The following is a 21391-nucleotide window of genomic DNA, read 5'->3' as shown; positions in this document are numbered from 1 at the left end:
GCCCGGTGAACGCCACGCTGCCGGACATGGCCGGACAGCTGCCGGCGGATCTCTTCGGCTGCAGTGTCCATTGAAACACGGCCGGCCACCGAGGGCAGCCGCCGGCAGGTCTCCGGGGAGCCGAACGCCACGTGGAAAACGCGGCCGGGGCGAGGGATGGCATCCCGCTGCCGCCGGTGATCCGCACCGGTGCCGGCGCTGGCCGGTTCAGTGCGCGGCATGCCGCACGACGGCGAGCACCGCCTCGACGGTTTGTTCGAAATCCAGATCGGAGGAATCCACGGTGAAGACGCCGTCGGCGGCCTCGGAGAAGTTCACGACGGTCGAATCCTTGGCGTCGCGGGCCAGCACCTGCTCGTGCAGGTCGGCGTCGCTCTGCGTCCCGCCCAGCTGGAGGCCGCGCCGGCGCAGCCTCGCCTCTTCGCTGGCGGTCAGCAGCAGCCGCACCTCGGCGTCGGGAGCAACCACCGTGGTGATATCGCGGCCCTCGGCAACGATCCGGCGGCCGGAATCGGCGATGATCTGCTGCTGGCGCCGGACCAGCTCGGCCCGCGCTCCCAGCGTGGTGGCCACGGCGCTCACGGATGCGGAAATTGACGGCTCGCGGATCTCGTCGGTGATGTCCGTGGAGCCGATGCGCACATATTCGTCGTCCGGATGGGTGCTGATCTGCAGGTCGACGTCCTTGCTGGCCTGCTCGACGGCCGCCGCATCCGCCAGGTCCACACCGGTGTTGACGCAGTACCAGGTCACGGCCCGGTACATGGCGCCGGTGTCCAGATAGGACGCGTGCAGCCGGCGTGCGGCTTCCTTGCTGACGGACGACTTGCCGGAGCCCGACGGCCCGTCGATGGCAACCACCAGCGCCTTGCCCTGCCGGTAACGAGCCATGTCCACTTCCGCCGCGCTCATTGCACAACCTTCCATCCGTGTGAGGTCAAATAATCAATCAATTCGTGTCGCTTGCTGGGCAGCACGGCGAGCTCCGCCAGCCCCACCGGCTGGCCGGCCGAGTGCTCCAGGCGCAGGTCTTCCAGGTTGATGCCCACCTCGCCGATCTCGGTAAGCAGGCGGGCGATTTGGCCCGGCGTATCGTCGACCAGGACGGTCAGCCACGCGAAAGCCTGCGGAGGAGCACCGTGCTTGCCGGGAATCCGCGCCTGGCCGGCGTTGCCTTCGCTGATCAGCTGGGCCAGATCCAACCGGGAGCCGTCGGCCTCGGGGTGCTCAAGCGTCCTGATCAGCCGTTCCAGGTCCTCGCGGACGCCGTACAGGATGTGCACGAGCCGGGACGCGTTCGCGCCGAGGATCTGCACCCACAACGCCGGGTCGCTGGCCGCGATCCGCGTGACGTCGCGCAGGCCTTGGCCGGACAGGGACAAGGCGTGCGCCGGCGTGTCCTGCAGCCGGCTGGCCAGCAGCGACGACATCACTTGCGGCAGGTGTGAGATCAACGCCACGGAGGCGTCATGCTCGTCGGCCGACATTTGGGAAACCACCGCGCCCAGGTCGATCGCCAGCGCGTGCGCGGTCTTCACCGCGCCCGGCAGGGACAATTCCGACGGGCACAGGACCCACGGCATCGACGTGAAGATCTCGCCGCGGGCCGCGACCGGGCCCGATTTTTCCCGTCCCGCCATCGGGTGGGTGCCCACGTAACGGCCAAGGTCCGCCTCCCCCAGGTCCGGATCCTTGGCCAGCGCCTCGAAGACGGCCGTCTTGACGCTGGCAATATCCACGACGACGGCGTCCGGGAAGTCGCGCAGGGCCCGCGACACGACGGCGGCGGTGACGTCCGGCGGCGCCGCGACGACGACCAGCTGGGGTTCCACCTTCTCCCCGGCGGGCAGGATCCGTCCGGCACCGATGTCCTGCGCCACGGCCTGGGCCGAAGGCGATGGGTCCGAGAGCAGGACGTCGATACCGCGGGCACGCAGGCCAAGCCCGATGCTGGCTCCAAGCAGCCCGGTCCCGATCACCAGGACCGGGCCGGACAGAAGGGTAGCCTGCGCGTGTGCTGGGTTCACCGGCTACATCCCCACCAAGGCCAGCAGATGCCCTGCTTCCTGGCGGCCCAGGGCGCGGATGCTGCCCTGTCGCTGATCACCCAGCCGGATGGGGCCGAACTGGATCCGGACGAGCCGTTCCACGGGGTGGCCGACCGCGTCGAACAACCGGCGCACGACGCGGTTCTTGCCCGAATGCAGCACGACTTCCACCAGGACATGTCCTGGCGTCGAGTCGACCAGCTTGAACGAATCGACCGAGGACACGCCGTCTTCCAGTTCGATTCCGGATTTCATCCGTGCCCCGACACCGTGCGGCATGGGTCCGCGGACCTGCACCAGATACGTTTTGGGGACCTCGTAGGACGGGTGGGTGAGGCGGTTGGCGAGTTCGCCGTCGTTGGTCAGCAGCAGCAGGCCTTCGGTGGCCTGGTCCAGCCGGCCCACATGGAACAGCCGCTGGCCCTGTTGCGGCTTGAGGTAGTCGCTGATGCAGGGGCGTCCTTCCGGATCCTCCATGGTGGAGACAACGCCCTTGGGTTTGTTGAAGACCAGGTACGTGAGCGTTTCGTCCATCTGGACGCGGATACCGTCCACATGGATCACGGCGCGGGACGGGTCGACGCGCACGCCAAGTTCGCGCACGGTCACGCCGTCCACTTCGACCCGGCCGGCCTGGATCAATTCTTCGCACACGCGGCGGGAGGCTACACCGGCCCCGGCGAGGACCTTTTGCAGGCGCACTCCCTCCGGATCGTGCAGCTCGGAGGACGCTCCCGCCCCCGCCCGCGAGGGACGGCCCGGACGGCTGACCGGTCCGAGGTTCTGGCCGAAGCGCTCCCGTCCGAAGGGCTGCGGGCCGGCCGGGCGCTGCGGCTTCCCGCCGCGTGACTTGCCGGCCCCTGCCTTGCCCGCTGCCTTGCCTGCGGCCTTGCCGCCGGCCGGTTTGCCAGGCTTTCCTGCGCCCGGACCGGCCGTCGACGGCTTGCGGCTGCCGTGCTTGGCCGCACCGGGGTCGGCCGGACCGCGGTCGGCCGGACCGCGGTCGGCCGGACCGCGGCGCGCACCCGGCTGACCGGAGCTCTTGCCGAACTCGTTACGGCCCTGGTCCCGTCCGGCCGCGCCGGAGCGGTCGCCGCCCGGCTTGCCGGCACCGGTCCGGCCCGCGCCGCCGGACCCCTGACCGGGCCGGCCACGTCCCTGGGCGGAACCGCCCTGCGGACGGCGCTCAACATCGTCCGGCCGGCGGCCGTCGCCCGGACGTTTTCCGCCGCGGGGGTTGTTCCGTCCGGAACCGGAACGAGGCGGTTGTGTCATGGTGGATCCTTACCCGTGGAAACTACTGCAATGGTCTGGTGCTGCCGGAGGCCGGCAGCCTAGAGCGAAGCGTCGTCGTACTCGGACAGGTTTTCCAGCCCCGGCAGATGCGGGGCGATCTCCGGCAGTTCGCCGATGCTTCCTATACCCAATCTTTCCAGAAAATAAGAGGTGGTCCGGTACAGGATGGCTCCGGTCTCCGGATCGGTGCCGGAATCCTCGATGAGTCCGCGCTGGGTCAGCGTGCGCACGACGGAATCGACGTTGACCCCTCGAATGGCCGAGACGCGGGCCCGGGAGACCGGCTGCCGGTACGCGATGACGGCCAGCGTCTCCAACGCGGCCTGGGTCAACCGTGCGGTCTGGCCTTCCAGCACGAAGCGGGACACCAGCGGCGCGAAATCGCTGCGCGAAAAGATCCGCCAACCGCCGGCGATGTTGCGCAGCTCAAAGCCCCGCGGCTCCGCGGCGGGACCGCCGGCTGCGCCGCCGTCGTACTCCCGTTGCAGGTCCAGCAGGAGGGCCTGGACGGTGTCCACCGGCAGGGCCAGTGCTGTGGCCAATTCAACATCGGTGGCCGGTTCGTCGATAACCATCAGGACCGCTTCCAAGGCGGCGCGGGCACCGCCCGGCAACCGCTCCACGTCGATCTGAGGCCCGGCCGATTCCTCCAGCGGATCAGTCATCGCGTCCCTCCGTTCCGTCCGTGGCCGTGTCGGCCGCCGGTGCGTTGTCATATTCTTCGCTGAGGTTATCGCCGGTCCATTCCGTGTCCGGGCCGGTCCAACGGACCGTCAGCTCCCCGAGCGGCGCAACCTGTTCGAACGCGATGACGCCGTCGCGAAACATCTCCAACAGCGCCAGGAACCGAGCAACCACCACCAGCGCGCCGTCCGCATCATCGGTGAGCGCACGGAACGACAGCGGCCGGCCCGCCTGCAGGCGTGCCCCCAGGATGGCCGCCTGCTCCTTCACGCTGACCGGCGGCGCATGCAGGTGCGCGAGCCCCACCTGGGTCGGCGCGGGCTCCTTGGGCTCCAGCGCTTTGGCCGCAAGGGCGGCAAACTCCGCCAGGGGCGTGCGCCACACGAGCTCGGGCAGCAGCGCAGCGAACTGCGGCTCCAGCGCGACCTGCCGCGGGAAGCGTTCTGCCTCCCGCGCCAGGCGCTGGCCCAGCAGGGCCGCGATTTCCTTGAAGGCCTTGTACTGCAGCAGCCGGGCGAAGAGCAAGTCCCGGGCCTCGAGCAGGGCGATGTCTTCGTCGTCCTCCACCTCGCCGGTAGGCAGCAGCCGGGCGGCCTTGAGGTCCAGCAGGGTCGCCGCGATCACGAGGAATTCGCTGGCTTCGTCCAAGGCCTTGTCGTTGCCGTCGGCCTGCAGGCGGCGGATGTAGGAGATGAACTCGTCGGTGACGCGGGCAAGCGCCACTTCGGTGATGTCCAGTTCGTGCTTGGAAATGAGTCCCAACAGCAAATCGAACGGTCCGCTGAAATTGTCCAGGGTGACGGCGAAGCCCGCCGGCTTCCGGTCGCCCTCCTCCCCCGGGACGCCTGGCACGGGGTCCTGCCGTGCCGGGATACCGCCTGCCGGCCCTGTCCCTGCCGGCACCGTCCCTGCCGGCGAGGGCCTCATCAGGGGGCGCCGCCGCGGGCGATGAGCTCCTTGGCCAGGTCGCGGTAGGCGGTTGCGCCGGCGTGGTTGCCCGCGTAGCTGGTGATCGGTTCGGCGGCGACGGTGGCATCGGCGAACTTGATGGTGCGCTTGATCACGGTTTCGAAGACCTTGTCGCCGAACGCTTCCAGCAGTCGGCCGATGACCTCGCGGCTGTGCAGGGTGCGGGCATCGTACATGGTGGCCAACACGCCGTCGATCTGCAGGCGCGGGTTGAGCCGGTCCTGGACCTTTTCGATGGTCTCCACCAACAGCGCCACCGCGCGCAGGGCGAAGAACTCGCAGATGAGCGGAATGATCACGCCATGGGCTGCGGTGAGCGCGTTAACGGTCAGCAGGCCCAGCGAGGGCTGGCAGTCAATCAGGATGACGTCGTAGTCGTCCTCGACCTTGCGCAGCGCGTGGGCCAGGACCTGTTCGCGCGCCACCTCGTTGACCAGTTGCACCTCCGCGGCCGAGAGGTCGATGTTGGCCGGCAGCAGGTCGATGTTTTCCACGTCCGTGGCTTGGATCGCCTCGCGGATGTCGGTCTTGCGGTCCATCAGCACGTTGTAGACGGTCAGGTCCAACTCATGCGGATTGGTGCCCAGCCCCGCCGACAGGGCGCCCTGCGGGTCGAAATCGACCAGCAGGACCTTGCGGCCGACCTCGGCCAGGGCTGCGCCGAGGTTGATGGTGGACGTGGTCTTGCCGACGCCGCCCTTTTGGTTGACCATTGCCACGATTCGCGCGGGACCATGGGACGTCAGGACGGGCGGTTCAGGGAACTCGGTCAGCGGCCGCCCGGTCGGGCCCAGGACATCCTCGTCCGCTTGCCGCAGAGTGGTTGTCGAACCTTGTTCGCTGCTCACGTATCTAACCCAGCTTCCATCGTTTCGCTGCCGTTCTTCTTCCTGACAAGGTTACAGTGACCGTCCTGTTATCGATCGACAGGCGGCTGATGACCGGCGAGCCTTTAGCTTCAAGTAGAGGTCTAAGGTTCAACGCCCTACGCGGCGCGGAAGACTCGCTTTGAGGGCACGACGGCGAACTTATGTATACAAAGGGGACGCTTTTTCCGCTTTTCGCGCACGGCAGGCGCAACTGTGTATACACTGGCACCATGAAGCAGAACTTGCGTGCCGGCGAACGCGCGTATTGGTCGCTGCGCGAGGACATCGTGGAATGGCGACTGCCTCCGGGTACTGTCCTGGCCGAGGTGGAACAAGCCGCCCGGCTGGGCATCTCCCGCACCCCGCTCCGCGAGGCGTTGGGCCGGCTGACCGCGGAAGGGCTGACCACGCCCCACACCGGACGCGGCGTCGTCGTCGCCGACGTCTCGCTGGAGAACGTCACCGAGCTCTTCGAACTGCGCACGGCATTGGAGTGCCAGGCGACGGCTTTGGCCGCCAAACGCGGCGAACCGGCCGAGTTCCGGCGGCTGCAGCAGGAATTCCTTGCGGCTGCCGAGGCCATGCGCGGCGCCGTGCCGGATCCCCGGGCATACTACGAGTTGGCCGGCAGGCTGGACGCCGCAGTGGACCGCGCCGCTGCCAACACCTACCTCCGTCAAGCGATGGCCAACCTGCGCGTCCACTTGGTGAGGATCCGCCGGCTCGCGCGGGACAACCCGGCCCGGCTGCTGGCGTCGGCGGCCGAACACGCCAACATCGCCGGCGCCATCGCCGACGGCGACAGCCAGGTGGCGGCCGCGGCCACCCGCATCCATCTCCACCAGAGCCTGGAACACTTCAAGACCACCGATCCGAAACACCGGACCGACCTGCCAGCCGAGAGGACAGCCTGAATGACCGTCAAGCACCACGTACGCGTCTACCGCAGCGAAGAGAACCTGCCGCGCGAGGACCAGCTAGCCCAGAAGATCGCCCGGGTAGCCACCGACCCGGTGGAGGTTACCGACGATGTAGCCGAGATGGTGATCAACCGGATCATCGACAATGCCTCGGTGGCGGTCGCCTCCCTGAACCGTGGGCCGATTATCGCCGCACGGGCGCAGGCGCTGAGCCACCCGGTCTCCGGCGGCGGTCAAGGCGCCGGGATCTTTGGCATCGTGCAGAAGACTTCCCCGGAGTGGGCGGCGTGGGCCAATGGCGTGGCCGTGCGCGAACTGGATTACCACGACACGTTCCTGGCCGCCGAATACTCGCACCCCGGCGACAACATCCCGCCCATCCTCGCGGTGGCCCAGCACGTCGGCGCGAACGGCCGGGATTTGATGCGCGGCATCGCCACCGGTTACGAAATCCAGGTCGATCTGGCCAAGGCCATCTGCCTGCACAAACACAAGATCGACCATGTGGCCCATTTGGGACCGTCGGCCGCCGCCGGCATCGGCACGCTGCTGGGCCTGGATACGGAGACCATCTTCCAGGCCGTCGGCCAGGCGCTGCACACGACGACGGCGACACGCCAATCGCGCAAGGGCGAAATCTCCACCTGGAAGGCCCACGCACCGGCATTCGCCGGCAAGATGGCGGTGGAAGCCGTGGACCGGGCGATGCGCGGCCAGACCTCTCCCGTGCCGATCTACGAGGGCGAAGACGGCGTCATCGCCTGGCTGCTGGACGGCCCGGATGCCTCCTACGACGTGCCGCTGCCGGCCCCGGGCGAACCCAAGCGCGCCATCCTGGACACCTACACCAAGGAACACTCGGCCGAGTACCAGGCACAGGCCTGGATCGATCTGGCCCGCAGGCTGCACCGCATGCATCCGGAAGCCACCGACGCGGAGAACGTGAAGTCGGTGCTGATCAAGAGCAGCCACCATACGCACTACGTGATCGGCTCCGGCGCGAACGATCCGCAGAAGTACAGCCCCGCGGCCTCCCGCGAAACACTCGACCATTCGATCCCCTATATCTTCACGGTGGCCCTGCAGGATGGCACCTGGCACCACGTTGACTCGTACGCCCCCGAGCGTGCGGCCCGCCCGGACACCGTGGCGCTGTGGCAGAAGGTCACCACCGAAGAAGACCCCGAGTGGACCCGCCGCTACCATTCGCTGGACGTCTCGGAGAAGGCATTCGGCGGCTCCGTGGAGATCACCCTGGCCGACGGAACGGTCATCACCGACGAAATCGCCGTGGCCGATGCCCACCCGCTGGGCGCCCGCCCGTTCTCCCGGGAACAGTACGTCAACAAGCTGCGCACGCTGGCGGCCGGAATCGTTGACGAGGCTGAAATCGAGAGGTTCCTGGCCGCCGCCGAGCGCCTGCCGGAACTCGCCGCCGGTGAGCTCGACCAGCTGAATATCCAGGCCGCCGGCGGGGTCATCGATCTCGCGGCCGGACCGAAGGGGCTGTTCTAGATGCTTTACTCTGCGACCACCCCGGAGCAGAAGCGCCGGACCCTGCGCGAGGGGCTGGCGTCCGGGGAGCTGCAGCAGTTCCCGGGCGCGTTCAATCCCCTCTCGGCGCGGCTGATCCAGGAGAAGGGGTTCGACGGCGTCTACATCTCCGGCGCCGTGCTGGCCAACGACCTGGGAATGCCGGACATCGGGCTGACCACGCTGACCGAAGTCGCCACCCGGGCCGGCCAGATCGCCCGGATGACCGACCTGCCGGCCCTGGTGGACGCCGACACCGGCTTCGGCGAGCCGATGAACGTGGCCCGCACCGTGCAGGAGCTGGAGAACGCGGGCCTGGCCGGCTGCCACATCGAGGACCAGTTCAATCCCAAGCGCTGCGGCCATTTGGACGGCAAGAACGTGGTGGACCTGGAGACCGCCAGCAAGCGGATACGGGCCGCCGCGGACGCCCGCCGGGACGAAAACTTCCTGATCATGGCGCGGACCGATATCCGCGCCGTCGACGGCCTGGCTGCCGCCCAGGACCGTGCCCGCGCGCTGGTCGATGCCGGCGCGGACGCGATCTTCCCAGAAGCCATGAGGACGCTGGAGGAATTCGCTGCCATCCGCGAGGCCGTTGACGTGCCCGTGCTGGCCAACATGACCGAGTTCGGCAAGAGTGACCTGTTCACGGTGGACCAGCTGTCGTCCGCCGGGGTCAACATGGTGATCTATCCGGTCACCCTGCTGCGCAGCGCGATGGGCGCGGCCGAGCGGACCCTCGACGCCATCAAGGCCGACGGGACCCAGCAGTCACGGGTCGCGGACATGCTGACCCGTGCGCGTTTGTACGAATTGGTGGATTATGAGGCGTATAACCAATTCGACACCTCTGTATTCAATTTCCAGGTGCCCGGCCGGCACTGACCACAAGACATAGGAGTCGCCATGAGCACCGATGCATCAACCGAAGCACCGCAGATCCGCAAGGGGCTGGCCGGCGTCGTCGTCGACACCACGAAGATCTCGAAGGTCAACGCGGAGACGAACTCGCTGCTGTACCGCGGCTACCCGGTCCAGGACCTGGCCGCGCACTGCAGCTTCGAAGAAGTGGCGTATCTGCTCTGGAACGCAGAGCTGCCGGACAGCGGCCAGTTGCGGGACTTCACGGCGGCCGAACGCGGCGGACGAGCCCTGGACCCGGTGGTGAAATCGGTCATCGATGTGCTGCCGCTCGAGGCCCACCCGATGGATGTCTGCCGGACGGCCGCCAGCGTGATCGGAGCCCGACACCCGCTGGCCGGGGATTCCTCTCCGGAAGCGAACATGGCCAAAGCCGTGGAGCTGCTGGCAGCCTTCCCGGCGGTCGTCGCCTACGACCAGCGCCGCCGCCGCGGCCAGGAGCTGGTGGAACCGCGCGAAGACCTGGGCTACGCGGCGAACTTCCTCTGGATGTCCTTCGGTGAAGAGGCCGCCCCGGAAGTCGTGGACGCCTTTAATGTGTCCATGATCCTGTACGCGGAGCACTCTTTCAACGCGTCCACGTTCGCGGCGCGCGTGATCACTTCCACGCTGTCCGACCTGCATTCGGCCGTGACCGGTGCGATCGGCGCGCTGAAGGGCCCGCTGCACGGCGGAGCGAATGAGGCGGTCATGCACACCTTCGAGCAGATCGGCATCCGCCTTGATGAGCCCCGCGAGGAGGCCGCCGCCCGCGCCCGGACCTGGATGGAGCAGGCTCTGGCCGACAAGCAGAAGGTGATGGGCTTCGGCCACCGGGTCTACAAGCACGGCGATTCCCGCGTGCCGACCATGAAGGCCGCCCTGGACAAGATGATCGAACACTATGGACGGCCCGAAATACTCGGCCTCTACGACGGCCTTGAGCACGCGATGGCCGAGGCCAAGAACATCAAACCGAACCTGGATTATCCCGCCGGGCCCACCTACCACCTGATGGGGTTCGACACGGAGATGTTCACCCCGCTGTTCGTGGCCAGCCGCATCACCGGCTGGACCGCCCACATTATGGAGCAGCTGGAGTCGAACTCGCTGATCCGTCCACTCAGTGAATACAACGGGCCCGCCCAGCGGGAGCTGGGCCGCTAGGTCTGCCAGGCCACGCGGTGGCCGGTGTCGAGATTCTCGACGCCGGCCACTGTTTCGTTATCCGGCTGCATCAGCACCCGCAGCCGAGGCCGCTGCCCCGACAGCGCCAGCGGCAGCCAATGGCCGGCGTCCTGCCACATCTGCCCCAGCGGCAGCCGGTCCACGCGGTACCAGGCCGGGGCGATTTCCGCAGACTCGACCGGGACGCCCTCCCACCGCCGGGCCACGAAGAGCGCGGTGTCCATATTCCACGCGGGCTGCTCCGGGAAATCGAAAAAAATCCGTCCGGCCTGCTCCAGCGCCTCGGGCCCGACGCGGACTCCGGTCTCTTCCTGCATCTCCCGGCAGGCCGCGTCGTCGTCGCCCTCCCCCGGCTCCACTTTGCCGCCGACTCCCACGACCTTCCCGGTGCCGAACCCGGTCTTCTTCCGGCCGAGGAGCACGTAACGGCGCCCCGCGTCCTCCCGGAGCAGGAAGCACAGGGCAACGGCGACAGTCATGGCAGCGAGTCTAGCCCGGCGCCACGGCTCCAAGGGTCATGTTCCGCTGCAGCAAGCCCGCGCTCCACGGTTACCCCGTCAGCCCCGGGCCCGCGGATGTGCCGCCGCGTAAACCTCGCGGAGGGTATCGGCGGTGACGAGCGTGTAGATCTGCGTCGTGGTCACGGACGCATGGCCCAGCAGCTCCTGCACCACCCGGACGTCCGCGCCGCCCTCCAGCAGGTGGGTGGCGAAGGAGTGGCGCAGGGTGTGGGGGGAAACGGGCTGGGTGATCCCGGCCTTTTCCGCGGCAGTCTTCAGAATGGTCCAGGCGCTTTGGCGGCTCAGCCGGCCACCGCGGGCGTTCAGGAACAACGCCGGTGTGCCGTGTCCCTTCGCGGCCAGAGCAGGACGTCCCCGGACCAGGTACGCGTCCGCCGCCTGGGCAGCAAAGGAGCCCAGCGGCACCAGCCGCTCCTTGGACCCTTTGCCGAACAAGCGGACGACGGCGGGACCGTCGCCTTGCGGTTCGACGCTGACATCGTCGACGTCCAGGCCAACCGCTTCGCTGATCCGCGCGCCGGTCGCGTACAGGAACTCCAAGAGCGCCCGGTCGCGCAGCCCGGTGGGGGTGTCTGCCCCCGCCGATTCCAGGATCCGGGTGACAGCGGCTACGGAAATCGCCTTCGGCAGGCGTTTGCCGGGCATCGGCGGGTGCACGTCAGTGGCGGGGTCGGTTTCCGTGATCGCCTCAAGCGTCCAAAACTTATGCAGCCCCCGCACGGCCACGATGGTCCGCGCCGCGGACCTGACGCTCAGCGCGGCGGCGCCGTCGGACCCATCGGTGATGGCTTGGGCAAACGCCGTGACATCGTGTCGGGTCACCGTGGCCGGCTCGCCGACCCCGCGCGCCTGCAGGAAACGCAGGTAACGGCCCAGGTCCCTGCGGTAGGCCGCTACGGTGTTGGCGGCCAGCCCGCGTTCCACCGCCATGTGCTGCAAGTAGTCGCCCGCCGCGCGCCCCAGCGGCGTTGCGGTGAATTCGTCTCCTTTGGCTGACGGGGCCTGCACGGGCGCGATGGCGGATCAGTCCCGGCCGGTTCCAGCGGCACCGTCCGGGCGCTGGCTGGGATGCTCGGGCCAGGGAGCATCCGCCGGGCGCAGGTTCTCGAAGCCGGTGGCCGCAGCCCTGGCGGCGGCGAGCACCCCGGTCACGGCCGACGGATTGTGCAGCCGTCCGGCCATGACCGCGTCCACGGCGTCGTCCAGATCCACCCAGAGGTGCTCGATTTCGGCTTCCTCATCGGTGCGCTGATGCCGCTGGGCTTCCGGAACCTCGGAGAGGTCACGGGCCAGGTAGATCCGGATTGCCTCGCTGGAGGACCCGGGCGAATTAAAGAAGTCCACCAGCACGTTCCAGCGACCGGCCACCAGGTCCGCTTCCTCGGCCAGTTCCCGCACCGCGGCATCCACGAAGTCCTCGCCGTCCACGTCCAGCAGCCCCGCGGGGATCTCCCACAGCGACATCCTGGTGGGCTGCCGGTACTGCCTCAGCAGCAGGACCCGTCCCTGCGTGTCCATCGCCAGGATGGCCACCGCCCCCGGATGTGCGATGTAGTCGCGCACTAGCGTCTCGCCGGTGCCGGGGCCCAGGGTGAACGTGTCGCTGACCACGTCCCAGATGCGTCCCCGATACACCGTACGGCTGTCGACCAGCGGACGCGGATCAGGGACGTCGGCGAAGACCTCGGGGTGTGCCGACACTCAGGCTCCGGACTTTGCCGGTGCCTTGGCCTTGCCCTGTTCCAGGGCGGCGGCAACGAGGCCCGCGAACAGCGGGTGCGGCCGCGTGGGGCGCGAGCTGAGTTCCGGATGCGCCTGGGTGGAGACGTAGTAAGGGTGCACGTCACGGGGCAGTTCAACGAACTCCACCAGCTTGCCGTCCGGGGAGGTACCCGAGAAAACCAGGCCCGCCGCAGCCAGCTGGTCGCGGTATTCGTTGTTGACCTCGTAGCGATGCCGGTGACGTTCGCTGACCTTGGTGCTGCCGTAGGTCTCTGCAACGACGGAACCGGACTGCAGGGCCGCCTCGTACAGGCCCAGGCGCATGGTGCCGCCCAAATCGCCCTTGCCGTCGACGATGTCCAGCTGCTCGGCCATGGTGGCGATCACCGGGTGCTTGGTGTCCGGATCAAACTCGGTGGAGGAAGCGTCTTCCAGTCCCACGATGTTGCGGGCGTACTCCATCACCATCGACTGCAGGCCCAGGCACAGGCCAAGGGTGGGCAGCTTGTGTTCGCGGGCGTACCTGAGTGCGCCGAGTTTGCCCTCCAGGCCACGGATGCCGAAGCCACCGGGCACGCACATGGCGTGCACGCCGTCGAGTGCGGCGGCCGCACCCTCTTCGGTGGCGCAGTCATCCGAGGGAACCCAACGGATCTTCACCCGGGTCTGGTTGGCGAAGCCGCCGGCGCGCAGCGCTTCGGTCACCGACAGGTAGGCGTCGGGCAGGTCGATGTACTTGCCCACCAGCGCCACCTCGACGTGGTGCTTCGGGTTGTGGACCGCCGACAGCAGCCGGTCCCACTTGGTCCAGTTGACATCCTTGAACTTCAGGTCAAGGTGCTGCACGATGTACGCGTCCAGGTTCTGCGAGTGCAGGGTCTTGGGGATGTCGTAGATGCTCGGCGCGTCCGGGCAGCCAATGACTGCGTCGATGTCCACGTCGCACATGCGGCCGATCTTCTCCCGCATCGCCGCGGGGACTTCCCGGTCGGACCGGATCACGATGGCGTCCGGCTGGATGCCGATGGAGCGAAGCGCGGCGACGGAATGCTGTGTCGGCTTGGTCTTCAACTCATGCGACGGGCCGATGTACGGCACCAGCGAGACATGCAGGAAGAACACGTTGTTCCGCCCGACATCCTGACGGACTTGGCGGGCGGATTCCAGGAACGGCTGCGATTCGATATCGCCGACGGTGCCGCCGATCTCGGTGATGATCACGTCCGGAACCTTCTTGCCCGCGACGGGCTCGGCGGGCAAGCGCATGCGGCGCTTGATCTCGTCGGTGATGTGCGGGATGACCTGAACGGTGTCGCCGAGGTATTCGCCGCGGCGTTCCTTGGCGATCACCGTGGAGTAAACCTGGCCGGTGGTCACGTTTGCCGAACCGTCCAGGTTCTCGTCCAGGAACCGCTCGTAGTGTCCGATATCCAGATCGGTCTCCGCGCCGTCGTCCGTGACGAAGACTTCACCGTGCTGGAAGGGATTCATCGTGCCCGGATCCACGTTCAGATAGGGATCGAGCTTCTGCATCGTCACGGAGAGGCCGCGGGCACGGAGCAGGTGGCCGAGGCTTGAAGCCGTCAGTCCCTTCCCGAGCGAGGACGCCACGCCGCCGGTGACGAAGATATGTTTGGTCGTCTTGGACGACTTGGAAAACCGGGAATTAGTTCGCTGCACCACGGAATTCGAGCCTATCACCTTTCTGGACGCCCTCGGATCTCAAGGCCGTTCCGACCGCTGCCGGGTGTGCGAACACACACCCGCCGGTCAACTCCTCCCCCGCCGGCGGCGGGGGGCTGGTCGTGCCTGTAGCCGATGCTACAGCGCCCTCGCTCCGTCGATCAGTTCCTGGGCGTGGGCCCGGGCGGAATGGGATTCTTCCTGGCCCGCAAGCATGCGGGCCAGTTCGGTCACCCGTTCCTCGTCGTCGAGCAACCGGACGTCACTGGCGGTCATCCCGCCGTCATCCCCGCCGGCCGTCTTGATCACGCGGATGTGCTGGTCCGCGAAAGCCGCCACCTGCGGCAGGTGCGTCACCACAATGACCTGCACATAGCGCCCCAGCATGGCCAGGCGACGGCCTATCTCGACGGCTGCCTTGCCGCCGACGCCGGCATCCACTTCATCGAAGACGAAGGTAGGCACAGGATCCACCTCCGCCAGCACCACTTCGATGGCAAGCATCACGCGGGACAGTTCACCGCCGGAGGCACCCTTGCCCAGCGGGCGCGGCGGGGCGCCCCGGTGCGGCTTCAGCAAGAACGTGATGACGTCGGCGCCGTGCACCGTCAGGGCCGGCGCGGGTTCGATATCGATCAACAGTTCGGCCTCGGCCATGGCCAGCGCCGACAGTTCTGCGCCGACCCGGCGGCCAAGTTCGGCAGCGGCTTCACGCCGCAGCGCCGTCACGGCGGCGGACTGGACGGCCAAAGCGGAGTCCAGTTCGGCGATTTCTGCCTCCAACCGCTCGATCCGGCTGGAGTCGTCGGTCAGGTCCTCCAGGCGGCTGCGGGCCTGAACGGCCCACTCGAGCACTTCGTCGATGCTGGGCGCGTATTTGCGCACAAGCCGTGCCAGGTCGGCCCGGCGCGCCTCGACCTCCTCCAGCCGGCCCGGGCCCTCGCTGTCCAGCGAGGCGCCGTAGCTCGCCAACTCCGCGGCGACGTCGGCGAGGATGATTCCGACCTCGGCCAGCCGGGCCGCAGCACGGCCCAGTTCGGCGTCTTCGTCCTGGACCTGCTCCAGCGACCGCTTCGCCGCGTCCACCAGGGCCGTCGCGTCCGGAGAATCGGTGTACTCCTCGGCCACGAGTGCCTGGTGAGCCAAGGTGGCAGCAGCCCGCAGTTCCTCGACATTCGCCAGCTTTACGGCTTCGGCCTTGAGGGCGTCGTCTTCACCGGGCTGGGGGTCCAGCCCATCAATTTCCTCCAGCGCCTGCTGCAGCGCCTCGGCTTCGCGCAGCCGTTCGCGGGCTTCGGTGCGCAGGGTCTCCAGCTCGGCGCTGGCTTCCTTCCAACGGGCGAACGATGCTGCGTAACCGGACAGCGCCGTGGTGAGGGCTTCACCGGCAAACTTGTCCAGCGCTTCCCGCTGCGCCTGCTGGCTCTTGAGCCGCAGCTGGTCTGTTTGGCCGTGGACCGCCACCAGGTGGCCGCCTATTTCGGCCAGCGTTCCCACCGGCGCTCCCCGGCCGCCGACGTGCGCGCGGCTGCGGCCGTCGGCGTTCACCGTACGGGCGAGCATTAGTTCGGCTCCGCCGTCGAACTCGTCGATGTCCGCCCCCGCTTCACCGGCGCGGGCCAGGGCAGGACTTCCCGCGGCAAGCCGAACCACGGCCTCGGTCACGGCGTTGGGTGCCCCGGTCCGCACCGCCCCGGCATCGGCGCGGGCTCCCAGCAGCAGGCCAAGCGCGGTGACCACCATGGTCTTGCCGGCTCCGGTCTCGCCCGTCACCACCGACAGCCCCGGCCCCAACGGAAGCGTGGCCTCGGTGATGACGCCCAGGTTGCGGATCCGGATTTCTTCGATCACTTTGGCGCCTCCTGGCTTGGCTGGGCGTATCGTGGTTCCACTGTTCGCACGGTAGGCAGGGACGAGGTCGGCGGTTGTTCTTCCGAGGGGCTGACGGGGCCGCGCCATCCCGACGTCGGTAGTTCGAATTTGCGGACCAAACGTTCCGAGAACGGCGTCCTCCGGGTGCGGGCCAGCCGCACGGGTTTGTTGGAGCGGGTCACTTCGATCCGGGATCCGGGCGGCAGCTCCAGGCTGCGGCGGCCGTCGCACCACAATACGCCGTTGGCATCGCTGCGGCTGAGCACTTCCACCGCCATGATCGAATCCGGGGCCACCACCAGCGGTTTGGCGAACAGCGCGTGGGCGCTGATCGGTGTCATCAGCAGGGCTTCCACCTGCGGCCAAACCACCGGGCCGCCCGCCGAGAAGGCATAGGCCGTGGACCCGGTGGGGGTGGCCATCACCACGCCGTCGCAGCCGAACGAGCTGATGGGCAGGGCATCGACCTCGACCACTACCTCCAGCATCCGCTGCCGGTCGCCTTTCTCCACCGCTGCCTCGTTCAGCGCCCAGGTATGGCCGATCTTGCGCTTGTCCAGCCACACCTGCACGTCAATGGTCAGGCGCTCTTCAACTGTGTATTCGCGGTTTACCACCCAGTGGACCGTCTGGGCCAGGTCCGCCCGCTCGCTCTCGGCCAGGAAGCCGACATGTCCCAGGTTGACGCCAAGCAGCGGGACGTCCGATTCCCGGACCAGCTCAGCGGCGCGCAGGATGGTGCCGTCACCGCCGAGCACCATGCCCAGATCGACACCGTTCAGGCTGATGTCCTCGTCCAGGATCTCGGTGGGAACGGCCAGCTCGCCATAGGTCTCTTGGAGGTGTCCGACCTCCTCCCTTCGCATGACCGGCACCAGGCCGGACGAGTGGAGTTGGGCGCACGTTTCCTGCGCGGCCGCCAAGGCGTCTGCCCGCCCGGTATGCGCGAGCACCAATATCCGCCGGCTCATCGCTCCACTTCCGGTTCCTGACCTCTCGGTTCATCCAACTGGTCCGGCCGTGCTCCCCGCTCCTGCGGAAAATCGGCCATTGCTGCGTCCACTGCCCCCTGCAGCACCCTACCCGTTCTGCGCTCCGGAGCCCCCGGCGGCACACTTATCCACAGGAAATATTCGACGTTCCCGTCCTGGCCCGGGAGCGGACTGGCCGCCAATCCGCGGACGTCCAGCCCCGTTTCCAGGGCCGCGGCGACAACGTTGCGTACGGCCCTGTGCCGTTCCGCGTGTGAACTTACGACGCCGGTGCGCGCCAGCCGTTCGCGGCCAACCTCGAACTGCGGCTTGACCATCAGCAGGAGATTCCCGGCCGGACGGGTGGCGCCGGCCAAGGGTTCGATGACCATGGTGAGGGAGATGAACGACAAATCCGCGACGGTCAGATCCACCGGGCCGCCGATCGCTGCCGGGTCGAGATACCGGACGTTCATGCCTTCAAACACCCTGACCCTGCTGTCCGTGCGAATCGCGTCGACGAGCTGGCCGTGCCCGACGTCCACGGCGACGACCTCCCGCGCGCCGGCGCGCAGCAGTACATCGGTGAAACCGCCGGTAGAAGCTCCCGCATCGAGGCAGCGCAGGCCGGCCGGATCAACCGCGGGGAAGGCCGCCAGTGCTCCGGCCAGTTTGTGTCCGGCCCTGCTGACGTAGTCGGGGCCTCCGTCGGCGGCCACAACCAGCGGGTCGTCAAGGCCGACGGCGGCCGACGCCTTGGTCAGAACAGTTCCGGCACGGCTGACCCGTCCGGACGCTATGAGCTTGGCTGCATGGGTACGGGACCGTGCCAATCCGCGGGATACAAGCTCCTGGTCCAGTCTGGGCATCGGGCTCAATCAGCCTCGGTCTCCAGGTCGGCCAACAAATCGTCATGGATCTGCTGGTACACGGCTTGGTGCTCGCGTACCGGGAGATCCGGAACATGGGTCAGGGCGGAGATGATGGTGTCGACTGACTCGTCGGCCGTGGAGTCACCGGGGACTGGCCACTGCGGCTGCATCTGGCCGCCGCTTTCCCCTGTTTCTGGCAGGTGCAAGCTTTCCTCCCTTGCGTCGGCGGATGTACCCAACCGCATGAGTCAGTCTAATATCGGCGTTCAGCCGGAAAGGTCAGGCGTGGCCGCGGATGCCTGGTGCGGATAGGCATCCCACCAGGCCGCGCAGGCAGCCCGCCAGGTGTCCACATCCTCCCGGCTGCCGGAGACGTTGAGCTTTCCGTTTTCGACGGCGGCCAGCGCTGCACCGCAGCGGAACCCCGAGCCGTCAGGGGTGACGGCAGGATAGGGCCGGTACAGTTCCGCCAGGCTGCCCAGCAGATACCGTGGCCGTTCCGCGGTGCGCGCGGCGAGCACCGTTTCGACCCCGTCGATGCCGGTCAGTACGACTGCCGTGTCCATGCCTGCGTTGTTGCCGCCCAGGATGTCGGTGTCGAGCCGGTCCCCCACCACCAACGGCCGGTGCGCTCCCAACGCCGCAGCCGCCGTCGTGAAGATGCCCGCTTCCGGCTTTCCCGCGACCAGAGGTGCCACACCGGTGGCCGCCTGGACGGCGGCCACCAACGACCCGTTTCCGGGGGCGATGCCACGCTCCCGGGGGATGGTCAGGTCTGTGTTGGTGGCGATCCAGACGGCGCCGGCGGCGACGGCGAATGACGCCTCCGCCAAATCCTTCCAGCCCAGCTCCGGGTCGAACCCCTGGATCACGGCGACCGGAGCATCGAGGGCGGAGCGGACCGGGACGAAGCCCTGGGCCGCTGTTTCATCCGCCAGCGTCTGGCTGCCCGTGACCAGAACTTTTGAGCCCGTGGGAACGTGCCGCGCAAGCATCAGCGCACCGGCGCGTGCCGATCCGAAGACCTGATCGGCGGTGGCCGGGGCACCGAGCTCACGCAAATGAGCGGCCACCTGCGCCGGTGACCGTGACGCGTTGTTGGTGATGTAGCCCAGTGCGGTCCGGGTCTCCGCGAGGCGCCTCAACGCTTCGACGGCTCCGGGGATAGCCTTTTGCCCGGCGTAGACAACACCGTCCAGGTCCGACAGCACGGCGTCATAGCCGGAGATCAGGGGGTTACCCGTCATTGTCCCTGCTGGCCGGCGCAGGCGCAGCGCCGGTGTCTTCGGCGTCCGCGTCCTCGGCGTCCACCGCAGCTGGAGCAGCCACTTCCTCTGAGCCTGCCGGAGAGCCGTCCACAGGTTCGGTTTCACCGTCGTCCGGCATGCCCTCTTCAGATTCAGCCGGCCCGGTCATCCCTGCGTCGCCGACCAGAGCTGGCTCTTCAGCAACGGATCCTGCCTCGCGCGGGCCGTCGACCGGTTCCATGTCATCGCCGACCAAGTCGACAATCTCAGGTTCGGCAAAATCTCCCACACCCAGAGCGTTTTCGGCCACCATCGCCTGGCGTCTCCACTGCTGTGCTTCCTCGCCGCGGTTAGCGGCATCCAAAGCGTCCGCATACGCGCGGAAGAGCCGCGGGCTGTAGGAGAAGGCCCGGTTCCGGTCCAGTTGCGGAATCTCCAAGGCTGCAACCGCCGCATCATACTGCTGCAGATCGGAGCGGGCACCGGAAGCCACAATCGCCAGTTCCACCTTGCCCGTCGTATCCAGAGTTTCGGCGTCCTCTGATCGCGTCAGCTCCAACGCCCTGTCCGGCCGTCCGAGGCCACGTTCGCAGTCGGCCATGATCGGCAGGTGCTCGTTGGAACCGCTGATCCGGCGGAAGGTGCGGAATTCCCTCAGGGCTTCACCGTAGTGACCGGCCGCGTAGGCCGTCAGGCCGACGGCCTCTCGCACCGGTGCCATACGCCCACCCCTGCGGCTTGCCGCCAAGGCGTGCTGGAAGGCCAGTTCCGGTTCCTCGTCGAGTAGTCGTCCGGCCATCACCAAGTGCTTGGCAACCCATTCAGCGTTCTTGGACTCCAAGGTCCGCAGCTGGGCGCGAGTGACGCGGTCCAGTTCTGCCCCTGTGACGTCGGGGTCAATCTCCGGCGAACGCGGGCGGTCGACCCGGTTGGAGCTGCGCAGGTCCCTGGCGTTGTGTTCGGGGGCTGCGCCGGCACGGTCGAATGACCTGTCACCACGATCCTGACGCGGCCGATCGCCAAAGTCCCGGCGCTCACCTCGATCCTGGCGGGGACGGTCACCAAAGTCCCGACGCTCGCCGCGGTCATCCCGTGACCGGAAGCCGCCGGCGTTACCTGATGCGCTGCCGCCACGGTCCTGACGGGGACGGTCACCCTGCGGACGACGATCGCTTAAGTCCCGACGCTCACCACGATCCTGACGGGGACGATCACCAAAGTCCCGACGCTCACCACGATCCTGACGGGGACGATCACCAAAGTCCCGACGCTCACCACGATCCTGACGGGGACGGTCACCAAAGTCCCGACGCTCACCACGATCCTGACGGGGACGGTCACCCTGCGGACGACGGTCACCAAAGTCCCGACGCTCACCACGATCCTGACGGGGACGGTCACCAAAGTCCCGACGCTCACCACGATCCTGACGGGGACGATCACCCTGCGGACGACGGTCACCAAAGTCCCGACGCTCACCACGATCCTCACGCGGCCGATCATCCCGCGAACGGAAGCCGCCGCTACCTGATCCGCTGCCGCCACGGTCCTGGCGAGGACGGCCACCCTGCGGACGACGATCGCCGAAGTCCCGACGCTCACCACGATCCTCACGCGGCCGATCATCCCGCGAACGGAAGCCGCCGGCGTTACCGGAGGCGCTGCTACGCCGGTCCTGGTTGTCGGGGCGCTTTCTCTGGCCACCCTCGCTGGAGCGCTCGGCTCCTGACCGGTTGCCAAAGTTGCCTCTGCCTGCACCCCTGTCGTCTCGTCCTTCACGACCCCGGAAATCAGCCATGCCGGAACTCCTCTCAGTGCGGGCCAAGGTCGAACCAGCCAACCACAGCCATCAAAATCCCTATAAAATGCATGTCTTGTTGTGGGCGCCATTCTCTGTGGCGCGCCCATACCATCGATCCATTCTAGTCCAGCCGACTGTTCCGCTACTTGCAGACAACCGCCGGCGGGCTGTGACTCCACTAACGAATCGGCACTCTGGTTAAACGCGGGAAGGCCCCGCCATCGTTGGCGGGGCCTTCCCGTGTTCAAAGAATGTCCGGCGGCGACCTACTCTCCCACACCCTCCCGAGTGC

Annotated in this window: 21 protein-coding genes; 4 read left to right on the top strand and 17 right to left on the bottom strand. The window is 67.7% G+C overall.

Annotated elements, in window-relative coordinates; genetic code table 11:
- Window positions 1–207: 207 nt before the first annotated feature.
- Genes cmk through AC5RVS_RS17520 form a run of 6 tightly spaced genes read right to left on the bottom strand, consistent with a single transcriptional unit; the run spans window position 208 to window position 5845 of the window.
- A complete protein-coding gene (gene cmk / locus AC5RVS_RS17545) occupies window positions 208–912 on the bottom strand; it encodes a (d)CMP kinase (RefSeq protein WP_494109104.1) in 705 nt (234 codons plus the stop codon).
- Complete coding sequence (locus AC5RVS_RS17540) at window positions 909–2027, bottom strand: prephenate dehydrogenase (RefSeq protein WP_494109103.1); 1119 nt, start codon at window positions 2025–2027, stop codon at window positions 909–911. Before AC5RVS_RS17540 ends, cmk begins: the two co-directional genes overlap by 4 nt.
- A gap of 3 nt (window positions 2028–2030) precedes the next feature.
- A complete protein-coding gene (locus AC5RVS_RS17535) occupies window positions 2031–3323 on the bottom strand; it encodes a pseudouridine synthase (protein WP_494109102.1) in 1293 nt (430 codons plus the stop codon).
- Between the two features lie 59 nt (window positions 3324–3382).
- Window positions 3383–4009 carry an SMC-Scp complex subunit ScpB gene (gene scpB, locus AC5RVS_RS17530; RefSeq protein WP_494109101.1) on the bottom strand — a complete coding sequence of 209 codons (627 nt, stop codon included), beginning with the start codon at window positions 4007–4009 and terminating at the stop codon, window positions 3383–3385.
- Window positions 4002–4955, bottom strand: a complete 954-nt coding sequence (locus AC5RVS_RS17525; protein WP_494109100.1) for a segregation and condensation protein A — start codon at window positions 4953–4955, stop codon at window positions 4002–4004. Before AC5RVS_RS17525 ends, scpB begins: the two co-directional genes overlap by 8 nt.
- Window positions 4955–5845: a ParA family protein gene (locus AC5RVS_RS17520; RefSeq protein WP_493987502.1), complete on the bottom strand. Its 891-nt coding sequence runs from the start codon at window positions 5843–5845 to the stop codon at window positions 4955–4957. The genes AC5RVS_RS17525 and AC5RVS_RS17520 overlap by 1 nt, the downstream gene beginning before the upstream one ends.
- A 263-nt stretch (window positions 5846–6108) precedes the next feature.
- Between AC5RVS_RS17520 and AC5RVS_RS17515 the strand changes: the two genes are divergently transcribed.
- From AC5RVS_RS17515 to AC5RVS_RS17500, 4 genes are read left to right on the top strand one after another with little or no spacing between them, the layout of a single operon-like run.
- A complete protein-coding gene (locus AC5RVS_RS17515; protein ID WP_494109131.1) occupies window positions 6109–6780 on the top strand; it encodes a GntR family transcriptional regulator in 672 nt (223 codons plus the stop codon).
- Entirely contained in the window at window positions 6781–8301 is a 1521-nt protein-coding gene (locus AC5RVS_RS17510; protein ID WP_494109099.1) for an MmgE/PrpD family protein, read from the top strand. It begins immediately after the preceding gene.
- Window positions 8302–9207 carry a methylisocitrate lyase gene (gene prpB, locus AC5RVS_RS17505; protein WP_494109098.1) on the top strand — a complete coding sequence of 302 codons (906 nt, stop codon included), beginning with the start codon at window positions 8302–8304 and terminating at the stop codon, window positions 9205–9207. It abuts the gene before it with no gap.
- A 21-nt stretch (window positions 9208–9228) separates the two neighbouring features.
- Entirely contained in the window at window positions 9229–10389 is a 1161-nt protein-coding gene (locus AC5RVS_RS17500) for a bifunctional 2-methylcitrate synthase/citrate synthase (RefSeq protein ID WP_494109097.1), read from the top strand.
- Here the strand turns inward: AC5RVS_RS17500 and AC5RVS_RS17495 are convergent.
- From AC5RVS_RS17495 to AC5RVS_RS17445, 11 genes are all read right to left on the bottom strand, one after another.
- Window positions 10386–10889 carry an 8-oxo-dGTP diphosphatase gene (locus AC5RVS_RS17495; protein ID WP_494109096.1) on the bottom strand — a complete coding sequence of 168 codons (504 nt, stop codon included), beginning with the start codon at window positions 10887–10889 and terminating at the stop codon, window positions 10386–10388. The two genes, AC5RVS_RS17500 and AC5RVS_RS17495, sit on opposite strands and share 4 nt — an antisense overlap.
- A 78-nt stretch (window positions 10890–10967) precedes the next feature.
- Window positions 10968–11861, bottom strand: a complete 894-nt coding sequence (gene xerD / locus AC5RVS_RS17490; RefSeq protein WP_494109130.1) for a site-specific tyrosine recombinase XerD — start codon at window positions 11859–11861, stop codon at window positions 10968–10970.
- Between the two features lie 93 nt (window positions 11862–11954).
- Window positions 11955–12632 (bottom strand): NUDIX domain-containing protein, encoded by a 678-nt coding sequence (locus tag AC5RVS_RS17485; RefSeq protein WP_494109095.1) that lies wholly within the window; start codon window positions 12630–12632, stop codon window positions 11955–11957.
- Window positions 12633–14354, bottom strand: a complete 1722-nt coding sequence (gene pyrG / locus AC5RVS_RS17480; RefSeq protein ID WP_494109094.1) for a CTP synthase — start codon at window positions 14352–14354, stop codon at window positions 12633–12635.
- 120 nt (window positions 14355–14474) lie between these two features.
- On the bottom strand, window positions 14475–16187 hold the full coding sequence (gene recN, locus AC5RVS_RS17475; RefSeq protein ID WP_494109093.1) for a DNA repair protein RecN: 1713 nt from the start codon (window positions 16185–16187) through the stop codon (window positions 14475–14477).
- Window positions 16184–17179 (bottom strand): NAD kinase, encoded by a 996-nt coding sequence (locus AC5RVS_RS17470; RefSeq protein ID WP_494109092.1) that lies wholly within the window; start codon window positions 17177–17179, stop codon window positions 16184–16186. The genes recN and AC5RVS_RS17470 overlap by 4 nt, the downstream gene beginning before the upstream one ends.
- Complete coding sequence (locus AC5RVS_RS17465; protein ID WP_494109091.1) at window positions 17176–18048, bottom strand: TlyA family RNA methyltransferase; 873 nt, start codon at window positions 18046–18048, stop codon at window positions 17176–17178. Before AC5RVS_RS17465 ends, AC5RVS_RS17470 begins: the two co-directional genes overlap by 4 nt.
- Before the next feature lie 5 nt (window positions 18049–18053).
- Window positions 18054–18257 (bottom strand): hypothetical protein, encoded by a 204-nt coding sequence (locus AC5RVS_RS17460; protein ID WP_494109090.1) that lies wholly within the window; start codon window positions 18255–18257, stop codon window positions 18054–18056.
- A 60-nt stretch (window positions 18258–18317) separates the two neighbouring features.
- Window positions 18318–19298, bottom strand: coding sequence for an HAD-IIA family hydrolase (locus AC5RVS_RS17455; protein WP_494109089.1), 981 nt, complete (start codon window positions 19296–19298; stop codon window positions 18318–18320).
- Entirely contained in the window at window positions 19288–20139 is an 852-nt protein-coding gene (locus AC5RVS_RS17450; protein WP_494109088.1) for a hypothetical protein, read from the bottom strand. Before AC5RVS_RS17450 ends, AC5RVS_RS17455 begins: the two co-directional genes overlap by 11 nt.
- Window positions 20140–20471: 332 nt before the next feature.
- Window positions 20472–20900: a hypothetical protein gene (locus AC5RVS_RS17445; protein WP_494109087.1), complete on the bottom strand. Its 429-nt coding sequence runs from the start codon at window positions 20898–20900 to the stop codon at window positions 20472–20474.
- Window positions 20901–21391 lie beyond the last annotated feature (491 nt).

Source organism: Arthrobacter sp. Y3221048 (assembly GCF_059092685.1).
Note: the sequence above shows the minus strand (reverse complement) of the source record. Positions and strands in the feature narration are given on the sequence as shown.

What these genes read in the sequence shown, in the direction of transcription:
- cmk (WP_494109104.1), bottom strand. Translation starts at nt 912, where the DNA reads ATGAGCGCGGCGGAAGTGGACATGGCTCGTTACCGGCAGGGCAAGGCG.
- AC5RVS_RS17535 (WP_494109102.1), bottom strand. Translation starts at nt 3,323, where the DNA reads ATGACACAACCGCCTCGTTCCGGTTCCGGACGGAACAACCCCCGCGGC.
- scpB (WP_494109101.1), bottom strand. Translation starts at nt 4,009, where the DNA reads ATGACTGATCCGCTGGAGGAATCGGCCGGGCCTCAGATCGACGTGGAG.
- AC5RVS_RS17525 (WP_494109100.1), bottom strand. Translation starts at nt 4,955, where the DNA reads ATGAGGCCCTCGCCGGCAGGGACGGTGCCGGCAGGGACAGGGCCGGCA.
- AC5RVS_RS17510 (WP_494109099.1), top strand. Translation starts at nt 6,781, where the DNA reads ATGACCGTCAAGCACCACGTACGCGTCTACCGCAGCGAAGAGAACCTG.
- prpB (WP_494109098.1), top strand. Translation starts at nt 8,302, where the DNA reads ATGCTTTACTCTGCGACCACCCCGGAGCAGAAGCGCCGGACCCTGCGC.
- AC5RVS_RS17500 (WP_494109097.1), top strand. Translation starts at nt 9,229, where the DNA reads ATGAGCACCGATGCATCAACCGAAGCACCGCAGATCCGCAAGGGGCTG.
- AC5RVS_RS17495 (WP_494109096.1), bottom strand. Translation starts at nt 10,889, where the DNA reads ATGACTGTCGCCGTTGCCCTGTGCTTCCTGCTCCGGGAGGACGCGGGG.
- xerD (WP_494109130.1), bottom strand. Translation starts at nt 11,861, where the DNA reads ATGGCGGTGGAACGCGGGCTGGCCGCCAACACCGTAGCGGCCTACCGC.
- AC5RVS_RS17470 (WP_494109092.1), bottom strand. Translation starts at nt 17,179, where the DNA reads ATGAGCCGGCGGATATTGGTGCTCGCGCATACCGGGCGGGCAGACGCC.
- AC5RVS_RS17465 (WP_494109091.1), bottom strand. Translation starts at nt 18,048, where the DNA reads ATGCCCAGACTGGACCAGGAGCTTGTATCCCGCGGATTGGCACGGTCC.
- AC5RVS_RS17455 (WP_494109089.1), bottom strand. Translation starts at nt 19,298, where the DNA reads ATGACGGGTAACCCCCTGATCTCCGGCTATGACGCCGTGCTGTCGGAC.